The organism is Oceanicaulis sp., assembly GCF_965249665.1.
GTDB lineage: Bacteria > Pseudomonadota > Alphaproteobacteria > Caulobacterales > Maricaulaceae > Oceanicaulis.
This window is the reverse complement of the sequence record NZ_OZ252247.1, coordinates 2406042-2431024: the sequence shown is the minus strand read 5'-3', so window position 1 is coordinate 2431024 and position 24983 is coordinate 2406042. Positions and strand designations below refer to the sequence as shown.

The following is a 24983-nucleotide window of genomic DNA, read 5'->3' as shown; positions in this document are numbered from 1 at the left end:
CTGTCCTTGCTAGTACGCAGCGGTTTCAGCCGGCGCGACATCAGAGGCGGTCGCCTCGATTGTCAGCGCAGACTGGTATTGCTGGATAAGTTGGTCCACGGAGGCGCGTGTGGTGTCGGTGATCGGCGTTGAGAAGAAGCCGAAATACACCGCCAGCACGGCCAGAACGCCCAGATTGATCCACTCGCGGCCATTGAGGTCGGTGGCGGTCTCAAGCTTGGGATTGGTGATCACGCCGAAGACGACTTTCTTGTAGGCGACCAGCATGTAAACCGCCGAGAAGATCACGCCGAGCGCAGCCCCGGCAGCGACGCGGGGATCCACCTGGAAGGCGCCGGTCATGGTCATGATCTCGCCAATAAAGCCTGATGTGCCGGGAAGCCCGACATTGGCCATGGCGAACAGGCCGAACACCGCCGCAAACACCGGCATTTTGTGTACCAGTCCGCCATAAAACGAGATCTCGCGGGTGTGGAAGCGGTCATAGATCACGCCGATGCACAAGAAGAGCGCAGCGGAGATGACGCCGTGGCTGAGCATCTGGAAGATTGCGCCCTGCACCCCAAGTTCGGTCATCGTGAAGATCCCGAGGGTCACAAAGCCCATGTGTGCGACAGAGGAATAAGCGATCAGCTTTTTGATATCGGTCTGACGGAAGGCGATCAGCGAAGTGACGACGATGGCGATGATGGACAGCACGAACACCATCGGCGCAAAGAAGTCGCTCGCATTGGGGAACATCGGGATCGAGAAACGCAGGAAGCCGTAGCCCCCAAGCTTCAGCAAGATGCCCGCCAGGATCACAGAGCCTGCGGTCGGCGCCTGCACGTGAGCGTCCGGCAGCCAGGTGTGCACCGGCCACATGGGCATCTTCACCGCAAACGAGGCGAAGAAGGCCAGCCACAGCCAGATCTGCAGATCGCGCGAAAACGGATGGGTGAGCAGAACCTCGATATCGGTGGTGCCGACCTGGACGAACATCACGATCATCGCCGCCAGCATCAAAACCGAGCCGATGAAGGTGTAGAGGAAGAATTTGAACGCCGCGTAGATCCGGTTCTGACCGCCCCAGACGCCGATGATCAGGAACATCGGGATCAGAGAGCCTTCAAAGAAGATATAGAACAAGATCATGTCGAGCGCGCAGAACACGCCGATGACCAGGGTTTCCAGCAGCAAGAAAGCGGCCATGTAATCAGCGACGCGCTTTTCGAGCTTCCAGCTCGACAGGATGCAGATCGGCAGGAGGAACGCCGTCAGCACCACGAACAGCACCGAAATACCGTCCACGCCCATCTTGTAGGAGATGCCGAGCGCGGGCAGCCAAGGCAGGTTTTCCACGAACTGGAACCCGGCCTGGGACGAATCAAATTCAGCCACCAGCAACAGCGACAGCGCGAAGACAAAGAGCGACACGAACAGCGCAACACCCTTGGCGTTACGGTCCAGCACCGCGCTTTCCTCGCTGCGCATCAGGGCGCGCAGCAGCAAGATCGCGACCGCCCCAAGAGCGGGCAGGAAAGTGATGGCGGAGAGAATGGGAAGTTGACCCAGCATGAGACCCTACGCTCCAGCGCCAGCGATCAGCCACAGGGCCAGTCCGAGGACCCCGATGAGCATCACGAATGCATAGTGATAGAGATAGCCGCTCTGCAGCTTGGCGATCCGGCGAGCCGATGACATCGCCGTGGCGGCGACGCCGTTCGGCCCCAGACCATCGATGATTTTCTGATCGCCGAACTTCCAGAACAGATCGCCCAGACCGCGCGTCGCGCGGACGAATGTGGCGTCGTAGATCTCGTCCACATACCATTTGTTGAGCAAGAAGCGGTGCAAAGGCCCGCTCTTCTCGGCGATGCGGCGCGGCAGCTCCGGGTTGGCCATGTAGTAGTACCAGGCCAGTGCGAAGCCGAGCAGCGTCACGGTCACCGGCGCGAAGAGCACCCAGGTGGGCGGGTGATGACCGACATGCTCGCCATCATGGGCGTCGCCATAATCACCAGCGGCGCTGACAGCGTGATCCTGAGCCGACTGGGCTTCATCATCCGACATGGCCGCTTCCAGCGAGGCGGCTTCCGCGTCGCTCAGCTCCACACCATGCTCCTCGGCATGGCTCTGGCCATAACCTTCGACCAGATGGCCGTAATTGCCTTCAGCATACGGTCCGGCGGGCAGGCTTTCTTCCCAGAAGGTCAGAGCGCCCTTGCCGACGAAATCGGACTTGAACGCCATGCCCGCGAACAAGGCGCCAATGGCCAGCAGCACCAGCGGGATCACCATGACGGGACCGCTTTCATGGGCGTGCTTGAGCACCTCTTCCTCACCACGGTGCTTGCCGTGGAAGGTCATGAAGATCAGACGCCAGGAATAGAAGCTGGTCAGTCCCGCCGCGATCACGCCGACCCAGAAGGCGAACATGCCAAAGGCGACGCCGTCCTGGCCCATCATGAAGGCCTCTTCGATGATCATGTCTTTTGAGTAGAAGCCGGCAAAGCCCAGACCGCCGAACAGCATCGGAATCCCTACGCCCGTGAGCGCCAGCGTGCCGATGATCATCATGATCCAGGTGACCGGCAGCAATTTGTAGATGCCGCCCATATTGCGCATGTCCTGTTCGTCATGCAGGCCGTGAATGACCGAGCCTGCGCCAAGGAACAAGAGCGCCTTGAAGAAGGCGTGCGTGAACAGGTGGAACATGGCCGCCGAATAGAGGCCCAGACCGGCTGCGAAGAACATGTAGCCCAGCTGCGAACAGGTGGAATACGCGATCACGCGCTTGATGTCGTTCTGCGCCAGCCCCACGGTCGCCGCGAACAGAGCTGTCGACGCGCCGATGAAAGTGATGAAGGCGGAGGTGTTGGGCGCCAGTTCGAAGACCGGATAGGCGCGGCAGACCAGGAACACGCCCGCCGTCACCATGGTGGCGGCGTGGATCAGCGCGGACACTGGCGTCGGGCCTTCCATCGCATCGGGCAGCCAGACGTGCAGGAAGAACTGTGCGGACTTGCCCATGGCCCCGATGAACAGCAGGAAGGCGACAAGTTCGAGGACTTGGAAGTTCACGCCGAAGAACGCGATCGTCTCGTCCACCATGGCGGGAACCTGGGCGAAGACTTCGTCAAACTGCAGCGAACCGAACACCAGATAGATCGCCATAATGCCAAGCGCGAGGCCGAAATCGCCGACGCGGTTGGTCACGAACGCCTTGATGGCGGCGCTGGTGGCGCTGTCTTTCTGATACCAGAACCCGATCAGGAGGTAAGAGGCGAGCCCCACGCCTTCCCAGCCGAAGAACATCTGGATGAAGTTGTCCGCCGTCACCAGCGACAGCATGGCGAAGGTGAACAGCGACAGATAAGAGAAGAACCGCGCGCGGTGCGGATCATGGGACATGTAGCCCCACGAATAGACATGCACCAGCGAGGACACCGAGGTGATCACCACCAGCATGACCGCTGACAGCGTATCCAGGCGGATCGCCCAGCTGATCTCGAAATTACCGACCGCCATCCATTGCGCCAGCTCGATGGTGCGGGCATTGCCGTTCACTGCAACGTCGATGAACAGCACGACAGAGCCAAGCGCGGACGCGATCGTGGCGCCGGTGGTCAGGATCTGGGCCAGACGATCCCCGATCTGCTTTTGCAGCAGACCGGCGATGATGGCCGCCAGAAGCGGGGCGAAGACGACGATATAAGCCATGACCGTGCGCTAGCCCTTCATCAGGTTGACGTCGTCAACCGCGATATCGCCACGGTTGCGGAAGAAGACGACGAGAATGGCGAGGCCGACCGCGGCTTCGGCGGCTGCGACCGTCAGGATGAACATGGCGAAGACCTGGCCGGTCAGATCGCCGAGATGGGCGGAGAACGCGACCATGTTGATGTTCACAGACAGCAAAATGAGCTCGATCGACATCAGGAGAATGATGACGTTCTTCCGGTTCACGAAAATGCCGAACACGCCAATGGTGAACAGGATCGCCGCCAGGGCGAGATAATGACCCAATCCAATCTCAAGCATCAGCCAATCCCCTCGCCGCTCTTGATGTCGACGATCTCGACGGAGTCTTCGCGCTTGCGATTGACCTGGGCGTGCATGTCCTGACGCTTGACGCCGTCACGATGACGCAAGGTCAACACGATGGCGCCGACCATGGCGACCAGCAGCACGAGGCCCGCCAGCTGGAAGAAGAACACGTAGCGGTCATAAATGAGCGCGCCCAAAGCGGCGACATTGGTCATGTCGTCCGGCGTCGGCGACTGCAATGCCGAGCTCGCGCTGTCTGCACTGACCCAGCCCAGCCCTGTGGTCGCCAGGATGCCAGCGAGCGCGATGGCCACCAAACCGCCAAGCGGCGCATGACTGATGAAGCCTTCCTTCAATTGGGCGAAGTCGATGTCGAGCATCATCACCACAAAGAGGAAGAGCACCGCAACCGCGCCCACATAGACGATGACCAGGATCATCGCCAGGAACTCGGCCCCGAGAAGGACGAACAGCCCCGCCGCCGAGAAGAAGGCGAGGATCAAAAACAGCACCGCTCGAACCGGGTTCTTGGCGATCACCACCATCAAGGCGGAGAACACGGCGGTTGCTGAAAGAATGTAGAAGGCCGCTGCTGACAGCACTGTTGCCCCCCTTACGGGCGACGAGCAGGGGCTCGCCGGACTGAAATCAAATGGAGCGGGAGAGAATCCCCAGCCCCGGTATGGAGTCGCGCCGTGATAGCCTTAACGGTAGCGCGCGTCGAGTTCGAGGTTCCGCGCAATTTCACGTTCCCACCGGTCGCCGTTATCGAGGAGCTTGGCTTTGTCGTAGTACAGCTCTTCGCGGGTTTCGGTGGCGAATTCGAAATTCGGCCCCTCAACAATCGCATCCACAGGGCATGCCTCCTGGCAATAACCGCAATAAATGCACTTGGTCATATCGATGTCATAGCGCGTGGTGCGGCGCGAGCCGTCTTCACGCGGTTCGGCTTCAATGGTGATCGCCTGCGCCGGGCAGACCGCTTCACACAGCTTGCAAGCGATGCAGCGTTCTTCGCCATTGGCGTAACGACGCAGCGCGTGCTGACCGCGAAACCGCGGGCTCAGCCGTCCCTTTTCAAAGGGATAGTTGATGGTCGGCTTCTTGCGGAAGAAGTACCGCATGCCAAGTGCGAACGCGCCCCAAAAATCCATCAGGGCGGCGCCGCGCAGGGTTTGTGCAATCCGGCTCATGTCAGATCCTTAGCCCTTAACCAGCGTTCGAGTAGGCGACAATGCCGCCCATTAGCGCCACGGCGGCCAGCGAGGTGGGCAGGAAGATTTTCCAGCCCAGACGCATCAGCTGGTCATAGCGGTACCGGGGCACCAATGCTTTGACCATGGCGAACATGAAGAAGAAGAGAACCACTTTGATCGCGAACCAGAACACCGGGGGGACCCAGGTGAACGGAGCAATGTCAAACGGCGCATGCCAGCCGCCCATGAAGAGGACGGTCATCAGGGCGCACATCAGAACAATGTTGAGGTATTCGCCGATCATGAACAGCAGATACGGGGTGGAGGAATACTCCACCTGATAGCCCGCCACGAGTTCGGATTCCGCTTCCGGCAAGTCAAACGGCGGACGGTTGGTTTCCGCCAGCGCCGAGATGAAGAACATCACGAACATCGGGATGGTGATCACGAAAACGGGCACGGGGAACATGTCGAACGACAGCACATGCCAGTTCCAGAACCCGCCAGCCTGAGCCTCGACAATGTCTGTGAGGTTCATGCTGCCGACCATGAGAAGGATCGTCACCAGAATGAAGCCGATCGACACCTCGTAGGACACCATTTGCGCGGCCGAGCGCATGGCGCCCAGGAAGGGGTATTTCGAGTTGGACGCCCAACCGCCGATGATGATGCCGTAAACGCCCAGCGAGCTGATCGCAAAAATGTAGAGGATGCCGACATTAAGGTCGGAGATCACCCAGCCTGGCGCCACCGGGATCACAGCCCAGGTGATGAAGGCGAAAGTCAGAGTCAGAAGCGGCGCCAGAATGAACAGCGGCCGGTCCGCGCCAGCGGGCACAATAATTTCCTTCAGCACGAACTTGATGAAGTCCGCGAAGGATTGCAGCAGACCGAACGCGCCAACCGTGTTGGGGCCTTTGCGCATCTGAACCGCCGCCCAGACCTTGCGATCCATCAAAAGCAGGAAGGCCAGCGAGAGCAGCAAGACGACCATGAAGCCCAGGATCTGACCCACAGACGCCAGAGTACCCCAGAGCGGTCCCCATTGAGTGACGAAATCGTACATGCGCCCTACTCCGCCGCTTGCAGGGTTTGCCGCGCCGCCGTCGCCGCAGCTGAACACTCAGCCATGGTCTTGGACGCCCGCGCGATCGAATTGGTGAAGTAGAAGTCTTCCACCGGGCTCTTGAACGGCGCATCGGACACATCGCCCGCTTGCCCGAGCTCGGAAGGTTTGAAGTCGGCCGCGCTCAGAGCCCCTGGCGCATGGTCAATCTGGCCCAGAACCTCGTGATCGCCGATCAGCTTGGCGCGCAGGGCGTTCAGATCGTCATACGTCAAGGTCTTGCCAAGGCGCGCGGACAGGGCGCGGAAAATGGCCCAGTCCTCTTTCGCGTCGCCCTTGGGGAAGACGGCGCGTTCCGCCATCTGCACCCGGCCTTCAGTGTTGACGTAAAGCCCCGGCTTTTCGGTGTAAGCGGCGGACGGCAAAATCAGATCTGCGCGCTGCGCACCCTTGTCGCCGTGATGGCCCACATAGATCACGAAGGCGGAACCCAGCTTCGCTATGTCGATCTCGTCTGCGCCCAGAAGCACGATGGTGTCCACCTCGCCAGAAGACGCGCCGTCAAGGATGGCGTGGGTGTCGCGGCCGCCCTCGCCCGGCACGAAGCCCAGATCCAGCGCGCCCACACGGCTCGCCGCCGTGTGCAGCACGTTAAAGCCATTCCAGCCCTCTTTCACCGCACCGATCTTGTCAGCCAGCTCACCCGCTGCGCGCAGCACCTGCGGGCCGTCTTCACGGGCCAGGGCGCCAGCGCCGAGGATGATCATCGGACGCTCGGCGTCTTTCAGGGTCTTGATGAAGCCCGAGCGCTTGCCGCCGAGGGCTGCGAGGTCTTTTGCGCCCTCGCCCAAATGGGCATAGTCATAGGTCAGGTCATGGGCTTCGCCGATGACGCCAATTTCGCACTTGCCGGTCAGCCAGCGCTGGCGGATGCGGGCGTTCATCACAGCTGCTTCCACGCGCGGATTAGCGCCGACGATCAAAATGGCGTCGGCTTGGTCAATGCCCTTGATCGTGGAGTTGAACAGATAGCTCTCGCGCGGACCCGCGCCGAGTTTGGAGCCGTCCTGACGCGCGTCGATGGACGCAACGCCAAGCGCATCAAACAGCTCTTTCGCGGCGTAGAGCCCCTCGACATCGTTCAGATCGCCCGCAATCACGCCGATCTTGGACGCCTCGCCCGACAGCTTGTCTTCGGCGATGGTCAGGGCTTCATCCCAGTCAATCGGGGCGAGCTTGCCGTCTTTCTTGGCGAACGGACGGTCCAGACGCTGGCGGCCAAGGCCATCCCAGACAAAGCGGGATTTGTCAGAAATCCATTCCTCGTTCACGTCGTCATGCAGGCGCGGCATGATGCGCAGCACGGCGCCGCCGCGGCTGTCCACGCGGATATTGGACCCAAGCGCGTCCATCACGTCGATGGTCTCGGTCTTGGTCAGCTCCCACGGACGCGCATTAAAGGCGTAGGGGCGAGAGGTCAGCGCGCCCACCGGGCACAGATCGATGACATTGCCCGACAGTTCGGACGTCATGGACTGTTCGAGATAGGTGGTGATCTCCATGTTCTCGCCACGGCCGATCGCGCCCAGCTCGGGCACGCCGGCGATCTCGGTGGAGAAGCGGACGCAGCGCGTGCACTGGATGCAGCGGGTCATCTCCGTCTTGATCAGCGGACCCATGTATTTTTCTTCAACCGCGCGCTTGTTCTCGTCAAAGCGAGAGCCTGAGCGGCCATAGGCCAGTGACTGGTCCTGCAGGTCGCACTCGCCGCCCTGGTCACAGATCGGGCAGTCGAGCGGGTGGTTGATCAGGAGGAACTCCATTACCCCCTCGCGCGCCTTTTTCACCAGCGGGCTGAGCGTACGCATTTGCGGCGGCTCACCATTCGAGCCGCCGCGCATGTCGCGCACGAGAAAGGCGCAGGAAGCGACGGGTTTGGGCGCGCCCACCAGCTCCACCAGGCACATGCGGCAATTGCCGGCCACCGACAGGCGCTCATGATAGCAAAAGCGCGGGATTTCCCGGCCCGCCGCTTCGGACGCCTGAAGCAAGTTGTAATCGTTCGGGACGGTGACTTCCTCTCCGTCGATCACGATGGTGCGCAGATTGTCAGACATGTCTGGTTCCTACTCCGCAGCCGCTACAAACACCGGCTTGCCGGCGCGGTAGTTATTGATGCGATCCTCGATCTCGCCGCGGAAATGGCGGATCAGGCCCTGAACCGGCCAGGCCGCCGCATCGCCGAGCGCGCAGATGGTGTGGCCTTCCACCTGACCCGCAACGTCCAACAGATCGTCAATCTCGGAAATGTCCGCTTCGCCGCGGGACATGCGATCCAGCACGCGCCACATCCAGCCGGTGCCTTCGCGGCACGGCGTGCACTGGCCGCAGCTCTCATGCTTGTAGAAATACGAGATGCGCGCGATCGCTTTGACGAGATCGGTGGATTTATCCATCACGATCACCGCCGCCGTACCCAGACCCGATTTGTGCTCCTTCAGAGCATCGAAATCCATCAGCACGTCGTCGCAGATCTCTTTCGGCAGCAGAGGCACGGATGATCCGCCCGGAATGACGGCCTTGAGATTGTCCCAGCCGCCGCGAACGCCGCCGCAATGGGTCTCAATCAGGGTTCTGAGCGGAATGCTCATCGCCTCTTCAACATTACATGGCGCGTTCACATGGCCAGAAATGGAGAAGACCTTGGTGCCGGCATTGCCCTCGCGGCCAAAGCCCGCAAACCAGTCCGCGCCCCGACGCAGAATGGTCGGCGCCACAGCGATGGATTCCACGTTGTTCACAGTGGTCGGCGCGCCATAAAGGCCCGCATTCGCCGGGAAAGGCGGCTTCAGGCGTGGCTGGCCCTTCTTGCCTTCGAGGCTTTCCAGAAGCGCCGTTTCCTCGCCGCAGATATAGGCGCCTGCGCCGTGGTGGATGTAGAGATCGAAATCCCAGCCATGGACATTGTCCTTGCCGATCAGCTTGGCGTCATACGCCTCCTTGATGGCTGCTTCCATGCGCTCGAGTTCGAACTGGTATTCGCCCCGGATATAGATGTAGCAAGCATGCGCCTGCATGGCGAAAGACGCGATCAGGCAGCCTTCGATCAGGGTTTGGGGATCATTGCGCATGATCTCCCGGTCCTTACAGGTGCCCGGTTCGGATTCGTCAGCGTTCACGACCAGATAGTGCGGGCGCGCGCCCACTTCCTTGGGCATGAACGACCATTTCAGACCTGTTGGGAAACCCGCGCCGCCGCGACCGCGCAGACCGGATTTTTTCATCTCGTCGATGATCCAGTCCCGGCCCTGCTCTAGGATATCCTTGGTGGCGTTCCAGTGACCGCGTTGCTTCGCACCCTCAAGGCGCCAATCATGGCGGCCATAGAGATTGGTGAAAATACGGTCTTTATCCTGCAATAGCTGGGTCATGGATTACCCTTCCGCCTTGGCAGCCAGGTCTTTGGCCTGGTCGATCCAATTGTCTCGCTCGATCCGGCCGCGCAGTTTCAGCGACGCATCGACCCAGACCGCCTCCTCGGCGCTCCAGCTTGCGATCTGGCTGAAATGATAGACGCCGATCTCGTTCAGCGACGTTTCAAGTTTCGGTCCGAGACCGGTCAGCTTCTTGAGATCGTCAGCTTCGCCTTTGGGCTTTTTCAACAGCGCCGGCTTCTTGCCCGCGCCCGCATCAGCAGCGACATCTTTCGGCGCCGGTGATTTCACCTTCGCCTTGGGCTTGGCTTTTTCTTCCGCGCCCTTTTCCTGGGGCTTGGCCGGTTCCGCTTTCGGAGCCTCAGCCTTCTCAGCGCCCTTGGTGTTGGGCAGCTTGACCTTTTTGGCGCGCGAGCCGTCATAAAGGCTCTCATCGACCAAGGTCAGCGTCGTGGCCTGAGTCGGCTCCGAACAGGAGCGGCCCGAGATCGGCCCCGCCTTGACGTCCTTGCCGGCTCGCAGATCATCAAGCATCTGCTCAAGCGCGTCAGCGGTCAGATCTTCATAATAGAGATCGCCTTCGGTGTTGGAGATCTGAACCATCGGCGCATTGGCGCAAGCGCCCAGGCATTCGACTTCTTCCCATGCCAGAAGGCCGTCTGAAGAGACGTGCTCGCGTCCCTTCTTGCCGATTTTCTTCTCGCACACAGCTTTGAGGTCATCCGCGCCGCGCAGCCAGCACGGGGTCGTGCCGCACACCTGGATCAGGTGTTTGCCGGTCTGGGCGAGATTGAACATGGTGTAGAAAGTCGCCACTTCGTAGACGCGAATATACGGCATGTCGCAGCGTGCTGCGATTTCGCGCATGGCGGGCTCAGACACCCAATTGTCCTGCTTTTGCGCAATCCACAACAGCGGAATGACCGCCGACGCTTTGCGCTCTTCAGGATATTTGGCGAGCCAGAACTGGACCTTGGCTTCGCTCTTCTCATTGAACACGAAGCTGTCAGGCTGTTCGGCGGCGAGGCGACGCGCGCTCATCGATCAATCTCCCCGAACACGATGTCGAGTGAGCCCAGGATCGCGGACACGTCCGCAAGCATGTGGCCCTTATTCAGGTAATCCATGGCCTGAAGGTGCGCGAAACCGGGCGCGCGAATTTTCAGGCGATAGGGTTTATTGGTGCCGTCGCCAATCAGGTAAACGCCAAACTCGCCCTTGGGCGCTTCAACGCTGGCATAGGCCTGACCCTCAGGAACGTGCACGCCTTCTGTGTAAAGCTTGAAGTGCTGGATCAGCGCTTCCATGGACCGCTTCATCTCGGCGCGACGCGGCGGCGCGAACTTGGAATCCACCGGCAGCACGTCGCCCTGGTTCTCCTCGCGGGAGAGCCAGTCACAGCACTGCTTCATGATCTTCATGGATTCGCGCATCTCTTCCATGCGGCACAGATAGCGGTCGTAATTATCCCCGTTCTTGCCCAGCGGAATCTGGAATTCCAGTTCGTCATAGACTTCATAGGGCTGCGAACGGCGCAGATCCCAGGCCAGGCCTGAACCGCGCACCATGACGCCGGAGAAGCCCCAATCGAGCGCATCCTGCTTGGACACCACGCCGATATCGACATTGCGCGCTTTAAAGATGCGGTTCTCGGTCAGAAGGGTCTCAAGATCATCAACATGCTGGGTGAACTGGTCACACCAGGCGTCGATATCGTCGATCAGCTCTTGCGGCAGGTCCTGATGGACGCCGCCCGGACGGAAGTAATGCGCATGCAGACGAGCACCCGAAGCGCGCTCGTAAAATCCCATCAGCTTTTCACGCTCTTCAAAGCCCCACAACGGCGGCGTCAGCGCGCCCACATCCATCGCCTGGGTGGTGACGTTCAGCAAATGGTTCAGGATGCGGCCGATTTCAGAGTACAGCACGCGCACATAAGAGGCACGCTTGGGCACGGGAATGCCGGCAAGCTTCTCGATCGCCAGGCAGAACGCATGCTCCTGGTTCATCGGCGCCACATAGTCGAGGCGGTCAAAATAGCCGATACCCTGAAGATAGGTCTTATGCTCCAAAAGCTTCTCGGTGCCGCGGTGCAGAAGACCGATATGCGGGTCAACGCGCTCGACCACCTCGCCATCGAGCTCCAGCACCATGCGCAACACGCCGTGGGCGGCGGGGTGCACCGGGCCAAAGTTGATCGTGAAATTGCGGATGTCGGTTTCAGCCATGACGTTTACGCCTTCCCTTCCGCTTTCTCATCGCCGGGCAGCACGTATTTCGCGCCTTCCCAGGGGCTGAGGAAGTCAAAGTCACGGTAGTCCTGGACCAGCTCGACGGGTTCGTAGACCACACGCTTCTGCTCATCGTCATAAACGACCTGATTGAAGCCCGAGAGCGGGAAGTCCTTGCGCAGCGGGTGACCGTGGAAGCCATAATCGGTCAGGATGCGGCGCAGATCCGGATGGTGATCGAACAGGATGCCATACATGTCGAAGGCTTCGCGTTCATTCCAGTTCGCCGCCGGAAACAGCTCGACCACAGAGGCGACAGGGGTGTCTTCATCAGTGCTCAGCACCACGCGAATGCGCTGATTCAGATGCATGCTCAGAAGATGATAGACCACGTCGAACCGGTCCGCGCGGGACGGCCAGTCAACACCGCAAATATCAATCAGCGTCGTGAAACGGCACAGGGCGTCGTCACGCAGGAACCGCAACACCTTCACCACGCGGTCGCGATGAATGGTCAGCGTCAGTTCCTCATGGGCGACATCCACACTGCGGACATCATCGCTGAGCGCCGCGGTAATGTGCGCGCCCAGTTCTGTCAGCGTTTCGGTCTTGCTCATAAGAGCGTCTCCTGGACAGGCGCCTTAGCGCTCAATCGAGCCTTCGCGGCGAATTTTTTTCTGAAGCTGCAGGATGCCGTACACCAGCGCTTCAGCGGTCGGCGGGCAGCCCGGCACATAGATGTCGACCGGCACGATCCGGTCACAACCGCGCACCACCGAGTACGAATAGTGGTAATAACCGCCGCCATTGGCGCAGCTGCCCATGGAGATGACGTAGCGCGGCTCAGGCATCTGGTCGTAGACCTTGCGCAGGGCTGGAGCCATCTTGTTGGTCAGGGTGCCCGCGACGATCATCACATCAGACTGGCGGGGGGAGCCCCGCGGCGCAGCGCCCAGACGTTCCACGTCGTAACGCGGCATGGAGGCTTGCATCATCTCCACTGCGCAACACGCCAGACCAAAGGTCATCCACATCAGCGAGCCGGTGCGCGCCCAGGTTATCAGGTCATCGGCGCGCGCCACCAGAAAGCCTTTATCGGCCAGCTGATCACTGACGCCGTCAAAGAACGGATCGTGTTTCTTCGGGTCGTAATGCGGCGTCTTGGCCGTCGCAGCGGCGCCCGCCGGAACAATCAGGTCAGACATGTGCCTTACTCCCAGTCCAGCGCGCCTTTGCGCCATTCATAAAGAAAGCCAACCGTAAGAATTCCCAGGAAGACCATCATCGACCAGAAGGCCATGATGCTGCCGTCGAAGATCGGGAACAGCCAAGGGAAGAGGAAGGCGACTTCCAGGTCGAAGATGATGAACAGGATCGCCACCAGATAGAAGCGCACGTCAAATTTCATGCGTGCGTCGTCAAAGGCGTTGAAGCCGCATTCATAGGTGGAGACTTTTTCCGGATCCGGATCAGACGGCGCCAGCACGAAAGCAGCGAGAATGAACGCCAGGCCCAGCCCTGCGGCTATGCCCAGAAAGATCAGGATCGGCAGATATTCCAACAGGAGCGCGTTCATGAGAGGTCGCACCTTCCCCGCATCAAGATGGCCAGTGGGCCGAAGCATCACAGCTGTTCATTCGGTCAGATAAATCCAAACAAACGCTTGCACAGTGAGTCCCCGGCCGCGGTTGAGGCGGAAGCTAGTCCGGTGACTGCCCTCTCGCAAGCCGAAAGCACTGTCCAAATGCGGTCGAATATGGGGAAAAGACGACAATAATTGCGACTGCATATCAATTGCCGAACTAATCCTTTCAAGTGTTTCATTTTCTGCGACTGATCCAGCCATGATACGCCGTACGTATGGGGAGAAGACGCGACAGCGTCTACAAGTGGCCAGGGGCATAAACGTGAAACGCATTCTACTCGCAGGCGGAGTGATTCTCGCCGCCGCAGCATTGATTTGGTTCTTCTTTTTACGCGGCGGCGCGGCCGCGACAGGCGATCTCCTCATAGAAACCTCGCCCGTAGAGGCGCGTGACATCTCACGAATCGTTTCCTCCTCAGGCGCTATTGCGCCCTTGATTACAGTGGAGGTGGGCTCGCAGCTGTCCGGGCAGGTGCTTGAGCTTCATGCTGACTTCAATGATCAGGTGACCGCCGGCGACCTGCTCGCGCGGATAGATCCGCAGACCTTCCAGACCCGCGTCGAGGAAGCCCAGGCCACATTGCAGGTGGCCAGCGCCCAGGTGTCTGTCGCGGAAGCCAATCTGGAGCGCGCACGGGTGGATCGTGAGATTTCCCAACGCAACTTTGACCGGGCTCAAGAGCTGGTTCAGCGCGGCACCTATTCGGCGGCGCAATATGACGCCGCGGAATCAGGACTGGCGGCCGCCAACGCTGCGCTTCTGGTCGCCCAGGCCAATCTGCGCAATTCACGCGCCAGTGAACAGCAGCGGCGCGCCTCGCTTGAAAGCGCAGAGGTCGATCTGGAGCGCACTTACATTCGCTCCCCCATCGAAGGGGTGGTGATCGACCGTCAGATTGACGAAGGCCAGACTGTGGCCGCCTCCTTCAACGCCCCTGTGCTGTTCCTGATCGCCCAGGATCTGTCCCGCATTCAGATCGAAGCGGAAATCGACGAAGCTGATATTGGCCAGATCAATGAAGGTCAGACTGTCAGTTTTGACGTTGATGCTTATCCCGACCGGGAATTCGCCGGTGAAGTGACCCAGGTGCGCCTCGCCGCCACGAATGAAGGCAATGTGGTCACCTATACGGTCGTGATCCAGGCGGACAATCCCGGCCAGCGCCTGCTGCCGGGCATGACGGCGAATGTCTCCATCGTCACAGGTCAGGTCGAGGGTGCGATGTCGGTGCCAAACGCGGCGCTGCGCTTCGCACCGCGCGGCGCGGCGGAAAGCCTGGTGATCGCCGCGGAGGGCGAAGCGGAAGGCGGGCAACGTGGCGGTCGAGGCGGCGCTGGCATGATCGACCGTCTCGCTGAAGAGCTTGAGCTGACCGATGAGCAACGCAGCGAAGCCGAACGCGCCCTGCGCGAGACTTTCCAGCAAATGCGCGCCCAGTTCCGCAATCCCGGCCCTGGCGGCGCCCGCCCCAATCCGCAAGCGCTAATCCGGCGCGCCTTGTCTGACATTCTGACGACAGAACAATTGGCGCGGTATGACCAGATGAGCCAGGAGCGCTCAAACCAACGCGATCAGGTCCGCCGCGGTTCGATCTGGATTGAAACCGCCGAGGGCCGTCTTCAGGAGCGCCAGGTCGGCATCGGTCTCTCTGACGGACAGTACACCCAGATCCTCGGCCCTTCGATCACCGAGACGGATCGCGTCGTCACGCGTGTGCGAGAGTCAAACGGATGACCGACCCTCTCATTCAGGCGCGCGAACTGACGCGGGTCTACACTCTGGGCGGTAGTGATGTTTTCGCGCTCGCCGGAGTAGATTGCACCATAAACGCCGGCGAATACGTCGCGATCATGGGGCCGTCAGGCTCTGGCAAATCCACCTTCATGAATATGGTGGGGGCGCTGGACCGGCCGAGCTCCGGAGAGCTTGTGATCGCCGGTGAAGCCTTGTCGGGCATGACGCCGGACGAGCTCGCTGATTTTCGCAACCGCAAGGTCGGCTTCGTCTTCCAGCAGTTCAACCTGCTGCCGCGCACCACGGCGCTCGACAATGTCGCCCTGCCCTTGCTCTATCGCGGCCTGCCGCCCAAAGAGCGCAATGCCCGTGCGGCCGAATGCCTGACCATGGTGGGATTGGGTGACCGGATGGATCATCATCCCTCCCAACTCTCCGGCGGTCAGCAGCAACGCGTCGCTATTGCGCGCGCTTTGGCGGGCAAGCCTTCAATCTTGCTGGCGGACGAACCCACAGGCGCGCTGGACAGCCAGACCACGATTGAGGTGCTCGACATTCTCGACCAGCTCAACGCTGAAGGCATCACAATCGTGCTGGTGACCCACGAAAACGAGGTTGGCGCGCGCGCCAGACGTCGCATCTGGTTCCGCGACGGTTTGATCGTGGAGGATGATCAATGAATATGATGGCGGCAATCGGAGTTGCGCTGACAGCCTTGCGCGTCAACGCTCTGCGCAGCTTCCTGGCCATTTTGGGCGTGATCTTTGGCGTCATGGCTGTGATCACCACGGTGTCGCTGGCCGATGGCGCCAGCCAGGCCGTGCAGGACCAGATTTCCTCTCTGGGGTCGAACTCACTCAATATTCGCGCCGGGTCCAATGATCGCGGCGGTCGCCGCGGCGGCGCCGGAAGCGGCACGCCCTTCTCTTCTGACGATGTCAACGCCATGCGCAATCAGGTGGACGTGGTCGTTGCGGCCTCTGGCACGATTGACGGAGCGGTCACCGCGGTTGTGGACGGCGTGAACTGGCCGACACAAATCACAGGCGTTCATCCTGACTACCTCGAAATCCGCGACTGGAGGATATCAGACGGCCGCATGTTCTCTGTGGTCGATGTTGAGCGTAGCGCCCGCCTCGCTGTGCTGGGTCAGACGGTTGCGGATGAACTCTTTCCTTCCGGCGGCGCCATCGGCGCCTCGGTCCGGCTCAACAGCCAGCCGTTCGAGATCATCGGCATCCTGTCCGAGCGGGGCCAGTCGAGCTTTGGCCAGGACCAGGACGACATCATCATGGCGCCTATCTCCACCGTACGTTCGCGCGTGGTGGGGTATTCCCGCGCAGGTGTGCGCGATCCGGTCCAGCGGGTCTGGGTGAAGATCGCTGCTGGCGAAGATATGGACTACGCGACCGAAGAGCTCGAAACCTTCCTGCGCGTCCTGCGCGGCATCGATCCGGGTGAGGACGATGATTTTCAGGTCCGCAATTTCGCTGAATTCATCACCGCCTTCCGCGCGACCGAGACCGTCATGGGCTTGCTGCTGGCTGTGGCGGGGCTGATCACCCTGATCGTCGGCGGCATCGGCATCATGAACGTGATGCTGGTCTCGGTAACCGAACGCACCCGTGAGATCGGGCTGCGCCTCGCCATCGGCGCGCGCCGGGCGGACATCCGCAATCAGTTCCTGATTGAATCGGTCGTGCTGTGTTCAGTCGGCGGCGTACTCGGACTACTGTTCGGTCTGGGCCTGGCGCTCAGCATCGAGCAGTTCGCCCCGGCGCTGGGCGTCAGTCTGAATGTGGCTGTGAAGCCCACCATCGCTTTGGTGGCCATCGGCGCCTCGACGCTCGTCGGGGTCCTGTTCGGGTTCTATCCCGCCCATCAGGCCAGCCGTCTCGATCCGATCACGGCGCTGCGCCACGAATAAGGCCCTCAGCCGAAAGACAAACACATTAGAGGCCGCTCCCGAGTGAGCGGCCTCTTTTGCATCCATTTCGAACCAGGCAGGCATCTGACTTTGAACATTCATGATTTCAAAGTGAGCCCGCCATGCCCGCCACGCGTCGCCCCCTCCTGTTATTGGAGGTCCTGATCGCCGCCCTCGCAGCGATGACGATTAAAGCCCTGATCAGCCTGGTGCTGTGGCGCTATGCCGGGCCATTGACCCTGTTGATCGTTTTATCAGGGCTGACAGTTTACTTGCGCTGGCGGGGGCTAGGCTGGGGCCATTTCGGCTTGGTCAAACTGCCCAAGCTGAAATCCTGGCTCCTCTTACCTGTTCAGGCACTTTTCGCGATCATCGCGATTCTGGCGACCGGCGTAGGAACTGCAACGATCGGCGCGGCGCTGGGGTTTGAGTTCATGGGGGAAGAGCCCACCGGGGTCATGGATCGCTTCGGCGCGGTCGCAGACGGAAGCTTGCCTCATTACCTGCTCTGGCTCGCAATCTCGATCCTTGCGGCGGGCCTGGGCGAAGAGCTGTTCTTTCGTGGCTATATGATCAACCGGCTGCGAGACGGTCTGGGTTCAGGTGTTGTGATGACCGCGCTGACCGTGCTCTTGCCCGCGCTCTATTTCGGATACGGCCATTTTTATTATCAAGGATTGCGCGGCCTGATCACGACCGGTCTGATCGGGCTTGTCCTCGGCCTTTTGTTCCTGATCTACAAACGCAATCTGTGGCCTCTGGTGATCGCCCACGCCGCCGTGGACTGCCTTGTGTTCACAGCGTTGTTTTTCAATCTGGACATCTAATCGAACAGTCTCGAGGGACGCCTAGAACTGGGCGTTCGCTCTCGAGATAGCAGTCGGGGTCCGGAAACAATGATCTGAACTGGCGCAAGCGACCGGGCTCGAACCGGCGATCTGCGGCGTGACAGGGCGTCAAAAAATAGGCGCTAATGACTAAGACGCTTTCAACCGATCAAAGAAATCTTGAATATCCTCTTTAATATCAACAGCTTGCTTAGACATACGCTCAGCTGCGGAAAGGACGCTGCCAGCGGATGTATCTGTAGCTTTCACCGTAGTACGGAGTTTGGCCATATTGGCCGTGACCTCTGCCGCGTGAGAAGCGGCCTGCGATACATTCGTTACGATTTCAGAAGTTGCGCCACGCTGCTGATGCACCGCCGCGGCGATACTCTCAGCTACAGTTGAGCTTTCCGTAATTCGTTCGGAGACGACATTGATAGACGATACAACACGGTCAGCACTCAGTCGTATCGCTGAAATGCGTTCATCAATTTCGATTGTTGAGCGCGAAGTCTGGTCAGCAAGCGACTTTACTTCAGTTGCGACCACAGCAAAGCCTTTGCCCGCCTCACCTGCACGAGCCGCTTCAATCGTGGCATTCAGCGCGAGCAGATTTGTCTGATCAGCCACATCACGGATCATGGTCACAACGCTGCCTATTTCCTCCATAGACAGCGTTAGCGCCTGTACGGCTTCGCGACTTTGCTGGGTCTGGGACACCGCCTCATCACTGCTGGTGCGCGCGGTTTCCGCCTGACGACGGATTTCTTCAATAGACGCTGCAAGCTCATCCGTCGCCGTCGCGACTGACTGGGTGTTCTGGGAGGTGCGCTCTGCAGCCTGTCGTGCCTGCTGAGCCTGTTCGTCGCTCATATGGGCATCATTTTGCATGGTCTGGGACGCCTCGGTCATCTCTTCAGCCAATTTTGCAACCGTCTCGATCAAGGTCTGCACTCGAGTTTCCAGCTCCTGAACAAAATTCAGCCGTTCCTCGCGCGACGCATCCTCGACACGGGCCTGTTCAGCTACGCGTTGCGCCCGCAAACGGTCCGCCTCCCCGCTTTTCTCCTGGAAAACACCAAGCGCCCGCGCCATGTCGCCCAGCTCCGTCTTTTCGTCCTGGTGCGGAATAGCCGTATCGTCCCGGCCCTCAGCATGTAAAAGCATTAGCTGGGCGAAGCGTCTGATGGGGCGACTTATCTGGATAGCGATCACCCAGCTCAGGCCCAAGGTCAGCAGAGCGACGCAGACCAGCAATCCGATCAGAACGGTCTGGTTTTGCTGATTGAGCGCGTCAGCATTAGCATCCGTCTCAATCCGTGACTCAGAGACGACGGTTTCTATCGCACTCAGTTGCGACATAAGCTCAGCATAATGCCGCTCTACGGTTTGTTCCGCGTCCTCAAGTGCAAGTCGGGTCTCGGCCCAGGCATGAAAACCGGCCTGATATGACGCGAGCAGTTCTGAAACCTCATCCAGAACAGCTTCCTCATACGGGCGTGTGCGCCACAGCGATTCAAACTCGCTCACGCGCGCATCAAGACGGTCCACATAACGCGGCTCAACTCGCATCATGAAGTCTTTCTCATGACGGCGCATCATCAGCATCTTCACCGTCAGTTCGTCGTCTTGAAACGCCGAAAGCCGTTCCTCCACATTGTGAACGGCGTCTCGCAAGGAGCCTTCCAGGCCTTCATCCTGCGTTAGTCCCATTTGACGACGCAGGCCAAATACGGTCTGTGTCGCGGCTGCATAGTCGTTGATGCTCACCCGCAAATCCCCCAGAGACGTTTGGGTTGACGGGGCGTCATCATATGCAGGCAAGCGCTCTATCAAGGTTCTCAGGTGTGACAGCTCTGCAGCAAAAGCCTCTAGCGGGGCGCTGTGTCGGCTGAGCGCAAAATCCTTCTCATGCCGCCGCAGGTTCAGGACAGAACGCATCAGCTCCGCCACCCCTAACTGTTGCTGCTGCATGGTGTCGAGTTGGGCGTCTATGCGCGCGACTGCCTGATCCCTGTAGGTGTATGCGCCAGCCACGCTGACAACGGCGAGTATGGCGACGACGCCCAGGAGTCCGACCCGGGTGGATATCGTAAGTCTGTTTAGCATCGCGAGCTGGTCTCCTTTGATCGGGACCATGCAAGCAGAGTTTTAATTTCGAGTTTCAGATTTTGTCGTACGCCTTTGTATATATTATACTTTTACGACAGTTTTAACAACTCTACAGGGGCCTGACCTGTAGTGGACACCCCTTTGGAAAGGACTTTGAATTTAAAAGATTTACGATCTGAACTGGCGCGAGTGACCGGGCTCGAACCGGCGACCTCCGGCGTGACAGGCCGGCGCTCTAACCAACTGAGCTACACCCGCTCAGATCAATGCGTCGATGATATCGACGCGATGTAAACACCACCGTGGGCGGCGTATCCTGATGATCTGAACTGGCGCGAGTGACCGGGCTCGAACCGGCGACCTCCGGCGTGACAGGCCGGCGCTCTAACCAACTGAGCTACACCCGCTCAGATCATCTGCGGCGCTGGGCCGCGTCAGGAAGCGTGTGTCTAAAGGCGCACCCGCCAAGGGTCAAGCGGGTTTTGCCAGCAAATGCAGCGTCCGCCTGTGGGAAATTCACAGCGTTGTGAGCCCAGTCGCCGCGAGCCTGAGACAGCGCTAAGCTGCTCTGATGACCCAGCCCCGTTTCGTGCTCAGAACCGCCCTCCTCCTCGCGCTCATCACGCCCTTGATGCTTGGCCTCGCCGTCTCATGCAGCCCTGTTCGCTATATCCTGTTAACGGCCAGCCCCCATGGCGCAGGTCCCGCCGCCGAGCCGCCGCTGCCGGGGATCTCTGAGGGTTTGCGGGCTTGGGAGACCGCCAGGCCCGCAATCGCTCAAAGTCTGTCAGAGACGCTTTATGGCGCGGCCCCGCCTTCCGCAGCTGTTCAGGTGGTCGACCGTGAACTGATAGATTCGCAGGCCTATCGCCAATCCGGCGTGCTGGAGCGGGTGTCGCTGTCCATCGCGCTCACAAATGGCGGTCAGGGCGCCATTGATCTGGCGCTGATCACGCCACGCGATGCGCAAGGCCCTGTTCCCGTTATTCTCATACCAAGCGATTGCGGCTTGCGCGCCCAGCTGCGCCGTCCTGACTGGCCTCAATCCACAAATCCGGTTCCGGGCTATTGCGAACCTTCAGGTTCGGCGCTTGAAGACTTCGCCAGCAGTTTTTTCGGCGATTATGTCGTCAGCCCGCCGATTGAGCAGATTCTGCGACGCGGCTATGCAGTCGCCGCCTGGCATGAAAGCGATATCGCGCCCGACCGCGCCAGTGTTCATGACGCAACGCTCCGCGCGCTCAATCTTGATCCAGACGCGCCCGACAGGCCCGGCGTCATCGGAGTTTGGGCTTGGATGATGAGTCGTGTGGCCGATCATCTGCAAACCGACCCGCGCATCGCTTCCGACCAGCTGAGCGTCATGGGCCATTCGCGCCGCGCCAAAGCCGCTCTGCTGGCGGGCGCGCGGGATGAACGCTTTGGCGTCGTCATCGCGCACCAGTCCGGCACGGGCGGCGCCTCGCTTCATCGCGACAATCTGGGAGAGCCGATCGAGTCGATCACACAAAGCTATCCGCACTGGTTCGCGCCCGCCTATGCAAGCTATGCAGACCGCGAAGACGCCTTGCCGCTGGATGCGCATTTTCTTCTCGCGATGATCGCGCCGCGCAGCGTGCTTTTGGGCAATGCGCGGCGCGATGTCTGGTCTGACCCGGCAGGCGCCTGGCGCGCGGCGGAGGCGGCGAGCCCGGTCTGGTCGCTCTATGGCGAGGCCGGTCTGACGCAGGACAGACTTGAACAGATGACCGTTTCAGGCCGCATCGCGTTTCACATCCGCCCCGCCACACATGGGGTGCGCGGGGAAGACTGGGATGCATTCTTACGGTTTCTGGATGCGCAATTTGACGCGTGATCAGCGTCAGACGGCTAACGCCATTGCTTGATGCGGCCTTCGCGGACCTCCGTCAGCTGCTCGCCGCCTTCCGCGCCCAGCATCGCCCGGCTCCAGCCCAGCCTCCAGGCCGAATAGGCGCGTTGACGATCTTCGCCCTCAAGACCCGCCTCATCCATCGCTTTGAGGAAAGCGGCGTAAGTCTCAAAGTCGGTGTCGATATGCGCGGCGATAAACGCCTCATACGCGGTCATCGGGCTTGCTCCCCAAGCCAGCAGACGCACACATGCGCCTCAGAGCTGAAACACTGACTGAGCCGCATCACGACAGCAATGGGGAAAAATCCCGACACGTCCGGTCCTGTGAGAAAAGGTCAGTCGGATGGTGGGTGGTGACGGGGTCGAACCGCCGACCTACTGGGTGTAAACCAGTTGCTCTACCAGCTGAGCTAACCACCCGCTTCCGACTCGGAAGATCGTCCTTTTAGCCCTCAAGCGAGGTCGGCTTCAAGCGGTCTGAACCGTAAGAGCCGAAGCGTCGGACAGATTTCGCACAACCGGACAAATGCTCCAGCGCTTTGGCCACGGTTTTGTCCTCTTCATGCCCTTCCAGATCCAGAAAAAACATCTGCTCCCAGGGCGATCCGGGCACGGGCCGACTTTCCAGCTTGGTCATGTTCACACCGTGCTGGCGGAAGCCGTCCAGGGCATCCACGAGCGAGCCAGACGCATCCGACGTGATAAAGACCAGCGAGGTCTTGCACGGCAAGAGCGGTGACGCCGGGGCCGGGTCAACCGCCAGCGCGACGAAGCGGGTTTCATTGCCTTCAAAGTCGGAGATCATCGGCTCGATCAGGTTCAGACCGAACAGGCGCGCCGCGTCCGGCCCCGCCACGGCGGCCACTTCCGGCCCCTCATCAAGCGCACGTTCCAGCGCCCGCGTGGTGGAGGTGACCGGGACTTTCTTCAGATCCATACGTGAATTGAGCCATCGCTGCGCCTGCCTCAGCGCCTGAGGGTGGCCATAGACCGTCCGGACTGGCCCCAGATCGCTCGCCTTGCCCATCAGCGCGTGCTGGATCTTCATATGGTGCTCGCCAGCGATCTTGAGGTTGGTATCGCGGAGCAGATCGTAGACTTCATTGACCCCGCCCGTTGCCGTGTTCTCGATCGGCAGGAAGCCATAATCTGCTTCCCCCTCCTCAAGCGCTTTGAAAATCGCGGCATAGTCGCGCTTGATCACCGGCGCGACGCCAGAATACCGGCCCGAGAAGTGCGCATTCGCTGCAAACTGCGAATAGGAGCCGGGCCCGCCGAGATACGCGACCCGCGCCTCGGTCAGCATGGCGTCGCCCACGCGAGCGTCCAGACCGGCGCGCTGTCGGCGCAGGGAGTCGTCGATGATCGCCTGAAACAGGGTTTCCACAAAACTGTCAGAGAGCCCGTATTCGCGTCCCTTGGCGACGGCGCGCTCAATCACCGCGCGCTCACGATCCGTATCGCGCACGGGGCTGTACTCCCCGGCTTTCAGAGCGCCTAGCGCCTCGACCAGACGACGCCGCTCGGCCAGAATTTTCAAAATCTCTGAATCGGACGCATCGATCGCCTGTCGCAGAATTTGACGCTCATCGCGCAGCTCGGTCTGGCTCATGGCCGACTCCCATTAAAAAACCCCGCCGAAGGGCGGGGCTGGTGACTTCATCTTGCAAGCAAGCAGCGTCAACCGGCCCCGTAGGAACGATAGAAATAGCCGCCGAAGACGAAGAGGTTCATGTTCATCATGCATTGCAGCATGAAACCGTAAGCCTCAAATGGTCAAGCCCTTTTGGCCGGACAATTGACATTCCGCCTGAACCACCACCCGATATGTCATTCCAGTTAAAGGACACGTCCATGCTTGCATTCATCACCACGCTGTCAGTCGCCGCCCTAATGCTCAGCTTGCCCCAGGCTGTCATAGAAACCAGTCACGGCGCGATCGTGGTGGAGCTTGATGAGGCCGCCGCGCCATTGAGCGTCGCCAATTTCATCACCCACGCCCGGGCCGGGCATTTTGATGACGGGTCTTTTTATCGCTCTGTCCGTGACGATAATGAACGTGAAGGCGTCGCGCCGATGAACCTCATCCAGGGCGGACACAGTTTTGACGGGTTGGCCGGAGCTGAGGGCGTCGCTCATGAATCAACACTCGACACCGGCCTGAGCCACACACGCGGCGCCCTCTCCATGGCGCGCGACGAGCCTGGCTCCGCCACCACAGAGTTTTTCATTATGGTCTATGACTATCCCGGCCTCGACGCAGGACCGAACGGGCGCAACCCCGATGAAGCCGGCTATGCGGTGTTTGGCGCTGTGATCGAAGGTATGGATGTGGTGGAGCGCATCTGGATGAGCCCAACCAGTCTGGACCGCGCGCCGGACGACTTCCCCTACCCGCAATTCATGACCGACCCTGTGGTGATTGAGACAGTCCGCATCCGAAACGCGGACTAAGGCCTAGCTCTTCAGCTCAAGTCGCAGCGTATTCAAACGCTCGGCCACTTCGCTGGCGATATCCTCGCCCATCATTTTTTCCAGGCGCGCATTGACCGCTTCAAATGCGTCGCGAGCGCGCTCTGCCTTTGCGAGGCCATCCGCCGTGACCTTGAGACGCCAGCGGCGGCGATCGCTTTCATCGCGGGTGCGTTCAATGAGTCCTTCACGCTGAAGCCGCGCCACCATCTGGGTCACCGCCGGTTCCGACAATTCCAGGCGGACAGCGATATCGCTCTGGGTCGCGTCCGGATCATTCAGCACCACGCCCAAAAGCGCCGCTTGCGCAACCGTCAACCCCGCCGCTTCAATAACGACGGCATCCGCTTCCTGGCGAAGCCGTTCAGCGCTTTTGATCACGGCGGAATACAGACGGGGGCTACTGGCGCTCATTCATTCTCTCGATAAGCCGGGCT

At 60.2% G+C, this 24983-nt stretch carries 23 protein-coding genes and 3 tRNA genes; 6 read left to right on the top strand and 20 right to left on the bottom strand.

Going from position 1 to position 24983, the window contains the following annotated elements:
- Positions 1-9: 9 nt before the first annotated feature.
- From ACP154_RS11695 to ACP154_RS11635, 13 genes are all read right to left on the bottom strand, one after another.
- Positions 10-1557, bottom strand: a complete 1548-nt coding sequence (locus ACP154_RS11695) for an NADH-quinone oxidoreductase subunit M (protein WP_421858993.1) — start codon at positions 1555-1557, stop codon at positions 10-12.
- Positions 1558-1563: 6 nt separating this feature from the next.
- Positions 1564-3702, bottom strand: a complete 2139-nt coding sequence (nuoL, locus tag ACP154_RS11690) for an NADH-quinone oxidoreductase subunit L (protein ID WP_421858995.1) — start codon at positions 3700-3702, stop codon at positions 1564-1566.
- A gap of 9 nt (positions 3703-3711) precedes the next feature.
- Positions 3712-4023 carry an NADH-quinone oxidoreductase subunit NuoK gene (nuoK, locus tag ACP154_RS11685; RefSeq protein ID WP_009800975.1) on the bottom strand — a complete coding sequence of 104 codons (312 nt, stop codon included), beginning with the start codon at positions 4021-4023 and terminating at the stop codon, positions 3712-3714.
- Entirely contained in the window at positions 4023-4631 is a 609-nt protein-coding gene (locus ACP154_RS11680; RefSeq protein WP_022699585.1) for an NADH-quinone oxidoreductase subunit J, read from the bottom strand. Before ACP154_RS11680 ends, nuoK begins: the two co-directional genes overlap by 1 nt.
- Positions 4632-4733: 102 nt before the next feature.
- Complete coding sequence (nuoI, locus tag ACP154_RS11675; protein WP_022699586.1) at positions 4734-5222, bottom strand: NADH-quinone oxidoreductase subunit NuoI; 489 nt, start codon at positions 5220-5222, stop codon at positions 4734-4736.
- 16 nt (positions 5223-5238) lie between these two features.
- On the bottom strand, positions 5239-6291 hold the full coding sequence (gene nuoH, locus ACP154_RS11670; RefSeq protein ID WP_133723182.1) for an NADH-quinone oxidoreductase subunit NuoH: 1053 nt from the start codon (positions 6289-6291) through the stop codon (positions 5239-5241).
- Between the two features lie 5 nt (positions 6292-6296).
- Complete coding sequence (nuoG, locus tag ACP154_RS11665; RefSeq protein WP_421858999.1) at positions 6297-8408, bottom strand: NADH-quinone oxidoreductase subunit NuoG; 2112 nt, start codon at positions 8406-8408, stop codon at positions 6297-6299.
- A 9-nt stretch (positions 8409-8417) separates the two neighbouring features.
- Complete coding sequence (gene nuoF / locus ACP154_RS11660; RefSeq protein WP_421859002.1) at positions 8418-9722, bottom strand: NADH-quinone oxidoreductase subunit NuoF; 1305 nt, start codon at positions 9720-9722, stop codon at positions 8418-8420.
- A gap of 3 nt (positions 9723-9725) precedes the next feature.
- Positions 9726-10766, bottom strand: coding sequence for an NADH-quinone oxidoreductase subunit NuoE (gene nuoE / locus ACP154_RS11655; protein ID WP_421859004.1), 1041 nt, complete (start codon positions 10764-10766; stop codon positions 9726-9728).
- Positions 10763-11953, bottom strand: a complete 1191-nt coding sequence (locus tag ACP154_RS11650) for an NADH-quinone oxidoreductase subunit D (protein ID WP_107713118.1) — start codon at positions 11951-11953, stop codon at positions 10763-10765. Before ACP154_RS11650 ends, nuoE begins: the two co-directional genes overlap by 4 nt.
- A 5-nt stretch (positions 11954-11958) precedes the next feature.
- Positions 11959-12573 (bottom strand): NADH-quinone oxidoreductase subunit C, encoded by a 615-nt coding sequence (locus ACP154_RS11645; RefSeq protein WP_107713117.1) that lies wholly within the window; start codon positions 12571-12573, stop codon positions 11959-11961.
- 24 nt (positions 12574-12597) lie between these two features.
- Positions 12598-13161: a NuoB/complex I 20 kDa subunit family protein gene (locus ACP154_RS11640; RefSeq protein WP_107713116.1), complete on the bottom strand. Its 564-nt coding sequence runs from the start codon at positions 13159-13161 to the stop codon at positions 12598-12600.
- A 5-nt stretch (positions 13162-13166) separates the two neighbouring features.
- The gene (locus ACP154_RS11635) at positions 13167-13532 is read right to left on the bottom strand and encodes an NADH-quinone oxidoreductase subunit A (RefSeq protein WP_107713711.1); all 366 of its coding nucleotides are present in this window, start codon (positions 13530-13532) and stop codon (positions 13167-13169) included.
- 331 nt (positions 13533-13863) lie between these two features.
- Between ACP154_RS11635 and ACP154_RS11630 the strand changes: the two genes are divergently transcribed.
- From ACP154_RS11630 to ACP154_RS11615, 4 genes are all read left to right on the top strand, one after another.
- Positions 13864-15336 carry an efflux RND transporter periplasmic adaptor subunit gene (locus tag ACP154_RS11630; protein ID WP_421859008.1) on the top strand — a complete coding sequence of 491 codons (1473 nt, stop codon included), beginning with the start codon at positions 13864-13866 and terminating at the stop codon, positions 15334-15336.
- Entirely contained in the window at positions 15333-16016 is a 684-nt protein-coding gene (locus ACP154_RS11625) for an ABC transporter ATP-binding protein (protein WP_421859010.1), read from the top strand. The genes ACP154_RS11630 and ACP154_RS11625 overlap by 4 nt, the downstream gene beginning before the upstream one ends.
- Positions 16013-17263, top strand: a complete 1251-nt coding sequence (locus ACP154_RS11620) for an ABC transporter permease (RefSeq protein WP_421859014.1) — start codon at positions 16013-16015, stop codon at positions 17261-17263. The genes ACP154_RS11625 and ACP154_RS11620 overlap by 4 nt, the downstream gene beginning before the upstream one ends.
- 122 nt (positions 17264-17385) lie before the next feature.
- Positions 17386-18090 carry a CPBP family intramembrane glutamic endopeptidase gene (locus tag ACP154_RS11615; protein WP_421859017.1) on the top strand — a complete coding sequence of 235 codons (705 nt, stop codon included), beginning with the start codon at positions 17386-17388 and terminating at the stop codon, positions 18088-18090.
- 150 nt (positions 18091-18240) lie between these two features.
- On the opposite strand, the gene ACP154_RS11610 is transcribed toward ACP154_RS11615, so the two are convergent.
- The 3 genes from ACP154_RS11610 to ACP154_RS11600 all read right to left on the bottom strand — a co-directional run bounded on the left by ACP154_RS11610 (position 18241) and on the right by ACP154_RS11600 (position 20609).
- Positions 18241-20229 (bottom strand): methyl-accepting chemotaxis protein, encoded by a 1989-nt coding sequence (locus ACP154_RS11610; RefSeq protein ID WP_421859019.1) that lies wholly within the window; start codon positions 20227-20229, stop codon positions 18241-18243.
- A gap of 154 nt (positions 20230-20383) precedes the next feature.
- Positions 20384-20460 (bottom strand) — tRNA-Asp (locus ACP154_RS11605).
- 72 nt (positions 20461-20532) lie between these two features.
- Positions 20533-20609: transfer RNA gene (locus ACP154_RS11600), tRNA-Asp, on the bottom strand.
- 164 nt (positions 20610-20773) lie between these two features.
- On the opposite strand from ACP154_RS11600, the gene ACP154_RS11595 reads away from it, so the two are divergent.
- A complete protein-coding gene (locus ACP154_RS11595) occupies positions 20774-22057 on the top strand; it encodes a hypothetical protein (RefSeq protein WP_421859022.1) in 1284 nt (427 codons plus the stop codon).
- A 14-nt stretch (positions 22058-22071) separates the two neighbouring features.
- On the opposite strand, the gene ACP154_RS11590 is transcribed toward ACP154_RS11595, so the two are convergent.
- From ACP154_RS11590 to ACP154_RS11580, 3 genes are all read right to left on the bottom strand, one after another.
- Positions 22072-22290 (bottom strand): hypothetical protein, encoded by a 219-nt coding sequence (locus ACP154_RS11590; RefSeq protein ID WP_107713109.1) that lies wholly within the window; start codon positions 22288-22290, stop codon positions 22072-22074.
- A gap of 128 nt (positions 22291-22418) precedes the next feature.
- A tRNA-Val gene (locus tag ACP154_RS11585) sits at positions 22419-22494 on the bottom strand.
- A gap of 25 nt (positions 22495-22519) precedes the next feature.
- On the bottom strand, positions 22520-23686 hold the full coding sequence (locus tag ACP154_RS11580; protein WP_421859025.1) for a bifunctional chorismate mutase/prephenate dehydratase: 1167 nt from the start codon (positions 23684-23686) through the stop codon (positions 22520-22522).
- Positions 23687-23928: 242 nt separating this feature from the next.
- Here ACP154_RS11580 and ACP154_RS11575 point away from each other — a divergent pair, with 242 nt between their 5' ends.
- Complete coding sequence (locus ACP154_RS11575) at positions 23929-24528, top strand: peptidylprolyl isomerase (protein WP_421859027.1); 600 nt, start codon at positions 23929-23931, stop codon at positions 24526-24528.
- Between the two features lie 3 nt (positions 24529-24531).
- On the opposite strand, the gene ACP154_RS11570 is transcribed toward ACP154_RS11575, so the two are convergent.
- Entirely contained in the window at positions 24532-24960 is a 429-nt protein-coding gene (locus tag ACP154_RS11570) for a MarR family winged helix-turn-helix transcriptional regulator (protein ID WP_421859029.1), read from the bottom strand.
- Positions 24961-24983: the final 23 nt, after the last annotated feature.

What these genes read in the sequence shown, in the direction of transcription:
- ACP154_RS11695 (WP_421858993.1), bottom strand. Translation starts at nt 1,557, where the DNA reads ATGCTGGGTCAACTTCCCATTCTCTCCGCCATCACTTTCCTGCCCGCT.
- nuoL (WP_421858995.1), bottom strand. Translation starts at nt 3,702, where the DNA reads ATGGCTTATATCGTCGTCTTCGCCCCGCTTCTGGCGGCCATCATCGCC.
- nuoK (WP_009800975.1), bottom strand. Translation starts at nt 4,023, where the DNA reads ATGCTTGAGATTGGATTGGGTCATTATCTCGCCCTGGCGGCGATCCTG.
- nuoI (WP_022699586.1), bottom strand. Translation starts at nt 5,222, where the DNA reads ATGAGCCGGATTGCACAAACCCTGCGCGGCGCCGCCCTGATGGATTTT.
- nuoH (WP_133723182.1), bottom strand. Translation starts at nt 6,291, where the DNA reads ATGTACGATTTCGTCACTCAATGGGGACCGCTCTGGGGTACTCTGGCG.
- nuoG (WP_421858999.1), bottom strand. Translation starts at nt 8,408, where the DNA reads ATGTCTGACAATCTGCGCACCATCGTGATCGACGGAGAGGAAGTCACC.
- nuoF (WP_421859002.1), bottom strand. Translation starts at nt 9,722, where the DNA reads ATGACCCAGCTATTGCAGGATAAAGACCGTATTTTCACCAATCTCTAT.
- nuoE (WP_421859004.1), bottom strand. Translation starts at nt 10,766, where the DNA reads ATGAGCGCGCGTCGCCTCGCCGCCGAACAGCCTGACAGCTTCGTGTTC.
- ACP154_RS11650 (WP_107713118.1), bottom strand. Translation starts at nt 11,953, where the DNA reads ATGGCTGAAACCGACATCCGCAATTTCACGATCAACTTTGGCCCGGTG.
- ACP154_RS11645 (WP_107713117.1), bottom strand. Translation starts at nt 12,573, where the DNA reads ATGAGCAAGACCGAAACGCTGACAGAACTGGGCGCGCACATTACCGCG.
- ACP154_RS11640 (WP_107713116.1), bottom strand. Translation starts at nt 13,161, where the DNA reads ATGTCTGACCTGATTGTTCCGGCGGGCGCCGCTGCGACGGCCAAGACG.
- ACP154_RS11635 (WP_107713711.1), bottom strand. Translation starts at nt 13,532, where the DNA reads ATGAACGCGCTCCTGTTGGAATATCTGCCGATCCTGATCTTTCTGGGC.
- ACP154_RS11625 (WP_421859010.1), top strand. Translation starts at nt 15,333, where the DNA reads ATGACCGACCCTCTCATTCAGGCGCGCGAACTGACGCGGGTCTACACT.
- ACP154_RS11620 (WP_421859014.1), top strand. Translation starts at nt 16,013, where the DNA reads ATGAATATGATGGCGGCAATCGGAGTTGCGCTGACAGCCTTGCGCGTC.
- ACP154_RS11615 (WP_421859017.1), top strand. Translation starts at nt 17,386, where the DNA reads ATGCCCGCCACGCGTCGCCCCCTCCTGTTATTGGAGGTCCTGATCGCC.
- ACP154_RS11610 (WP_421859019.1), bottom strand. Translation starts at nt 20,229, where the DNA reads ATGGTCCCGATCAAAGGAGACCAGCTCGCGATGCTAAACAGACTTACG.
- ACP154_RS11595 (WP_421859022.1), top strand. Translation starts at nt 20,774, where the DNA reads ATGACCCAGCCCCGTTTCGTGCTCAGAACCGCCCTCCTCCTCGCGCTC.
- ACP154_RS11590 (WP_107713109.1), bottom strand. Translation starts at nt 22,290, where the DNA reads ATGACCGCGTATGAGGCGTTTATCGCCGCGCATATCGACACCGACTTT.
- ACP154_RS11580 (WP_421859025.1), bottom strand. Translation starts at nt 23,686, where the DNA reads ATGAGCCAGACCGAGCTGCGCGATGAGCGTCAAATTCTGCGACAGGCG.
- ACP154_RS11575 (WP_421859027.1), top strand. Translation starts at nt 23,929, where the DNA reads ATGCTTGCATTCATCACCACGCTGTCAGTCGCCGCCCTAATGCTCAGC.
- ACP154_RS11570 (WP_421859029.1), bottom strand. Translation starts at nt 24,960, where the DNA reads ATGAGCGCCAGTAGCCCCCGTCTGTATTCCGCCGTGATCAAAAGCGCT.